Here is a 5,263-nt window from a genome sequence, read left to right on the forward strand (position 1 = left end):
GGGATCGGCTGCGTGGTGTCCGGCGGGCTCGGCGGGCTGGTGTCCGGTGGGGTGGGCCGTGGGGGGTCCGGTGGGGTCGGTGGGCTGGTGTGCGATGGGTTCGGCCGCCGGGTCTCCGGTGGGGTGGGCCGTGGAGGGTCCGGTGGGGTCGGCGGCCCGGTCTCCGGTGGAGCGGGCCGCGGGCGTCCGGGCGGCCGGATACGGAGGCCGGACACGGTTCGGTTCCGTGCCACCCGGGGCCGTACCGCCGGGCGTGCCCTCGCGGATGGCGCTGCGGGCCGCGCCAGGGGCGTCCGCGGTGCCGGAGGAGGCGGCTCTGCCGTGCGGGACGCCCTGTGCGGGCGGCCTCGCGGCGGCGGGGTCCGCGGGGTGGTGCGGGGCCGCGTCCGCGGTGGGGGCGGGGAAGGGGGCGGCGAGGGTGGAGACCGGAGCGAGGGCGGAGGCCGGGGGCTGGGTGGGGAGCAGGGACGGGTCGGAGGCCAGGATGCGGGCGTGCAGGTCCCGCAGGGGCGCGCCGGGTTCGATGCCCAGCTCCGTCACCAGCGTCGCACGGGTCCCCCGGTAGGCCGCGAGGGCCTCGGCCTGTCGGCCGGACCGGTAGAGGGCCAGCATGTGCAGCCGGCACAGCTCCTCCCGCAGCGGGTGTTCGCCGGTCAGCGCCATCAGCTCCGAGACCACCTGGCCGTGGCGGCCGAGCCGGACGTCGAGGTCCAGGCGCCGCTCCAGCGCGTTCAGCCGCTCCTCGGCCAGCCGGGAGCGCTCGGCCTCGGCCAGCGGGCCGGGCAGGCCGGCCAGCGCCACGCCCCGCCACCCGTCGAGGGCGCGGTGCAGCAGCGCGGCGGCGGTGGAGATGTCGCCCGCCGCGGTCGCCTTCGCCGCGTCCGCGACCTGTCGTTCGAAGGCGGCCAGGTCGAGCGCGTCCTTCGCCGTCCGGGCCCGGTATCCGTCGCCCACGGAAACGATCGTTCGGGGCGGCGCGTCCGGGCCGCGGTCGGGCTCCAGCGCCTTGCGCAGGCGTGAGACGTACGTGCGCAGCACGGACACGGCGGCCGACGGCGGCTCCACGCCCCAGACGGCGTCGATCAGTTCGGCGAGGGTGACGGCCCGCCCCCGGCGCAGCAGCAGCGCGGCCAGCACGACGCGCTGCTGCGGCGAACCGAGGTCGAGCTCCCGGCCCCCGCACCAGGCCCGAACAGGGCCAAGTACCGCGAAACGTAAGGAAGTTGCGTTCGCTCCGTTCACGCTTCGGACTGTAGTGACACTCGATGTGCCCATGAGGCTTCGGTGATGAACTGTTTACGACCTGCGACCGTCGTGGCACGCGAGATACATCACCGAGAGGAACGGGTCACACCGCGGGGGTCGCGAGGCTCACCCCGCGAGGGCGGTGCCGCTCACACCGTGAACCTGACCGCCTCCAGCCACAGGCTGTTGTCGAGGGTGCCGCCGAAGGTGTACGCGGGACGCGGTCCGACACAACCCTGCTGTGTCCAGCCGACGTTGTGGACGTGGGCGACCTGGCAGATCTGGCCGCCGCTGCCGATGTTGATGGCGTAACCCAGCATGTCCGGGGCGCCCTTGGCCGTACTGCCGATGTAGATGTCCTTGCCGTCCGCGGTGTTGGGCGTCCAGTGCGGCTTCCAGACGCCCTTGCCGTCGGTCGAGCCGGGGTTGTGCACAAAGGCGTTTGCGGCCACGCCGCCGGTTCCGCGGACCGCGATGTCGAGCGCCTTGACCGCCCGGTTCTGGCCCGTCGTACCGGCCACCGTGCCGTCGCACACGGGCTTCTGCCAGCCCTTCCCGGCGACGTACGCCCGGTAGCAGATGTGCCGTCCCGGATCGTTCCCGGCGAGCCGGTTCACGGCGGTGGCGGCGGTGTCCTTCGCGGGCCGCGCGGTCACGGTCGCGGTGGCCTTCGGGGGCCGTACGGTCACGGTGGCGGTGGCCTTTCCACCGCCGGCGTGCGGGGTGTGCTCCGGCGTGGCCTTCGGCTTCGGTGACGTGGCGGCCGGGGACGGCGTCGCGCCGGGTGTCCCGGAGACGGCGACGGTCGCCGTGGACTTCGGACCGCGGCCCGCCGGACCGCCGTGGCCCGCCCGGGATCCGGCGGTCCCGGTGCTCGCCCCGGCGGCGGTGTTCTGCCGGCCGCCGTCGTCCGAGCCACCGCCCATCAGGACCAGCGGCACGATCACGAGCGCGGCCACGCCGAGCGCCACCGGCCCGACGACCAGAGGCCGGTGGAGCAGACCGGACGGCTGGTACTCGTCGTCCGACTGCCGCGACGCCTTCCCCTCGCCGGGGGCCGGGCGCCGCAGGAGGGCGCCGGGCACGGGGGCGGTGCGCCGCGGCGGCGCGGACGGCGCCGACGGATGCTCCCCCGGCGGACGCGCACCCGGACCCATCCCCTCGCCATCACCGTGGCCCGCGCCCGCGCCTGTGTAATCAGGCGGTACGTCGTCCGGGCCGGCGTCGGCTCCGGGCGGCGCCGGCACCGCTTCGACCGCGGCGGGACCCACCGCGGGAGCCTGCGCGGGCGGGCGCTCCACGAGTCTGCTCGAACCGTCCGGGGCGACCTCGACATGGGTCACGTCCGCCACGGCGGGGTCGGAGATGGCCGCCGTGACGGGCGTGTTCCGGCGGCTCGCGCGGTCGTGCAGCGCGTCGAGGATCGCGGCGTCGAGGGCCTCCCCGTCCGTCACCGGCACGGGCACGCCGTCGATGACGGCGGAACCGTCGGCGGCGATGACCACCGCGAGCACCCTCGTGTTCGGGTCGTCCCTCTCTTCGTCCCGGCTCATGCCCTTCCTTTCCTGGCGTTCAGAACGCCACTACAACGGGGTTCGCACGGGCGCGGTTCAAGCCCGCCGGCCCGAGCGTGAGCGCTAGCGGCGTTTGGCCTTCTGGCCGTCCTGGGCCGGGTTGCCGCGGGGGACGGCCGGCACGGGGTGGGACGGCTCCTGTCCCGACGTGGGCCGCTCCGCCCGGGGAGCGGGTTGCCGGTCGGTGTCGAACGGGGAGTACCGGCCGACGCCCTGGCCGACAGCCGTCGGGAAGAGGGACGAGAGGTCGAGGGCCCAGGCGGTCTGCGGGTTCGAGAAGCCGGTCGCCGGGGCCGTCGCGGTCAGTGAGGGCATGGACGGGGCCTGCGCCGTGGGGACGTACGGCGGCTGCGCGTCCTGCTGCCGCTCGTCCCGCCGTTCCTGCGGCTGTCCCTGCTGTCGGTCCGCGGGCGCCGCTTCCTGTGGTGTCGACATGAGCTGTGCCGCCTCTCTGCGCGGGACCGCCCGCCGGTGGGCGGTCGACGGGAAGGAGAAACGCACCCGGGCGGCGAGCGGTTCGATCCGGCGACCGGTTCGATGCGGCGACCGGTTCGATCCGGCGAGCGGTTCGATGCGGCGACGGTTCGATCCGGCGGGCGGGTCACGCCGGAACCAGGCCGCCAGGGTCACGTCCCGCGCGGGCCGCCCGAGGGCGCGGTCGGTCAGGCACCGCCGGGGCGCGGGCCGAACGGGTCCTTGGCGTCCACCGGCGGGACCTCCTTGGCCCGGTGACCGCCCGGCTTGCAGCCCGCGAACGGGCCCTGGGGGTCCCGGAGCCCGGTCATCACCGGACCCAGGAAGTCCCGGTGCCAGGCGCCCGGACCGGTCATCCCGCCGTCGGGGCCGGTCAGTTCGCCCCAGGCCAGCCACAGGGCGTGCAGTTGGGCCACCGCCTCGTGGTGTTCCCACCAGCGGGAGCACCAGGGGGCGGTGGAGGTGACCTCCCTGCCGTACACCGGCAGCAGCACGTTGTGCACCCACAGGGTCAGCCGCCGCAGCGTCTGCCCGTACTCGGCGCCCTGGAGATACAGGATGAACCGCGGCGGGGCGGGGTCCCGCGGCTCGGGGGCCGGGCCGTCCTGCTGGTTGTGTGTGGGCGTGGGCGTGGGCGTGGGCGTGGGTGCGGCTGCGGGCGCCGGTGCGGAGGCCGCGGAGGCCGCGGGGGGCGAGGGGGCCGTGGGGGCCGCAGGGTCCGCAGGCGCCGCGGGTGTCTCGGTGGTCATCGTCGGCACGTCCATTCTTCGCTGCTCGGTTCCGGCCGTGGTGAGGACGAAACGCGCCCGCGCCGGGCACGGTTCAACGGCCGGGTTGAACCGCCTGCCCCGCACGGCCCGTTGTGCCTCCCATCGGCATCTCCGGCCCACGAGAGGGGCGCCATGTCCGACCTCGGTCCGAGGCCCCGCGACGACAGCCGGTCGGTCTCCGCCGCGGTCGACGTCGACCGGATGTCCGACGCCCTGCTCAGGCTGGAGCACCCCGGCCGTGCCCGGCAGGCCTGGGACGGCACCCGTCGGCTGCTCGCCGAGGGGATGCGGAACCTGATGCGGCTGCTGCGGCGGATGTTCACCCGGCGATCCGGGCCCGGCACGGGCGGAGGGGAGAGAGACGGCGGGTACGACCTCCCGTCCGGCCCGGCGGGGGCCGGACAGCAGCTGTCCGGGGCGCAGGAGCGGGGGCGGGAGCCGCTCGGCCGGACGGAGGAGCGGGAGCCGGGCCCGGAGCGCCGACAGGGGGCCGGCCGTGAGCGGCGGGCGGGCGAGGGCCCGGGTGGGGAGTTCTCGTCGGTCGACCAGATCGTCCAGCTGGTCGGCGCGCTGCCGCCGGAACACCGGTGGGCGTTCGAGGCCACGGTCCTGGAGAAGATCAGGACGGACGACACGTGGCTGCGCGCCTACGACCGGGATGTCGGCAGCGGCCGGGACTCGTTCCTGGTGGAGTACGCCAACAACGCGTATCTGAGGGAGCTGTCGCCGCCCGCCGGGCCTGACCCGAGGGAGCGGGGCGAGGACACCGACTTCGTCCAGGGCCCCCCGGCGTACACCCCGGCACCGGCCCGGGACGCGGCGAACGCCATGGTGCCCGAGCCGGCGGTGCACGACGGGCCGCCCGAGCACGACCGGCCGGCCCTGCACGACGACTCGGCCCCGTACGACGAGTCGGTCCTGTACGACGGACCGGCCTTGTACGACTCCCTGGCCCTGTACGACGACGAGCCGCTCCGGAGCGACGAGCTGAACCGGAGCGACGAGCCGAACCGGAGCGACGAGCCGAGCCGGAGCGACGAGCCGCTCCTGGACCACTGGGACCGCTTCATCGCGTCGATGGAGCGGCAGGAAGGGCAGGAGCGGCAGGAGCGGCACGACGGGCAGAACGGCCGTCGGCAGGGCCAGGACGCCCCACCCCCTCAGAACGCGCTCCCGCCCCCGCCCGCCGCGCCCCTGCCC

Annotated in this window: 5 protein-coding genes; 1 reads left to right on the plus strand and 4 read right to left on the minus strand. The window is 75.6% G+C overall.

All coding sequences use genetic code 11. From position 1 onward, the window contains the following. The 4 genes from WN71_RS43120 to WN71_RS38650 form a co-directional block, all read right to left on the minus strand. A partial coding sequence (locus WN71_RS43120; protein WP_338058730.1) for a BTAD domain-containing putative transcriptional regulator occupies positions 1-1,137 on the minus strand: 1,137 nt, incomplete at its 3' end. Positions 1,138-1,394: 257 nt separating this feature from the next. Next, on the minus strand, positions 1,395-2,798 hold the full coding sequence (locus WN71_RS43125; RefSeq protein ID WP_052743280.1) for a hypothetical protein: 1,404 nt from the start codon (positions 2,796-2,798) through the stop codon (positions 1,395-1,397). An 84-nt stretch (positions 2,799-2,882) separates the two neighbouring features. Beyond that, positions 2,883-3,254 (minus strand): hypothetical protein, encoded by a 372-nt coding sequence (locus WN71_RS38645; protein ID WP_143074937.1) that lies wholly within the window; start codon positions 3,252-3,254, stop codon positions 2,883-2,885. A gap of 227 nt (positions 3,255-3,481) precedes the next feature. Then, positions 3,482-3,853, minus strand: a complete 372-nt coding sequence (locus WN71_RS38650; RefSeq protein ID WP_046592969.1) for a DUF4913 domain-containing protein — start codon at positions 3,851-3,853, stop codon at positions 3,482-3,484. A 342-nt stretch (positions 3,854-4,195) separates the two neighbouring features. On the opposite strand from WN71_RS38650, the gene WN71_RS42150 reads away from it, so the two are divergent. Next, positions 4,196-5,263, plus strand: a 1,068-nt coding sequence (locus WN71_RS42150; protein WP_167383002.1) for a hypothetical protein, incomplete at its 3' end; no start/stop codon positions are given.

Origin of the sequence: Streptomyces mangrovisoli, from assembly GCF_000974985.2 — a bacterium.
GTDB classification, from domain to species: domain Bacteria; phylum Actinomycetota; class Actinomycetes; order Streptomycetales; family Streptomycetaceae; genus Streptomyces; species Streptomyces mangrovisoli.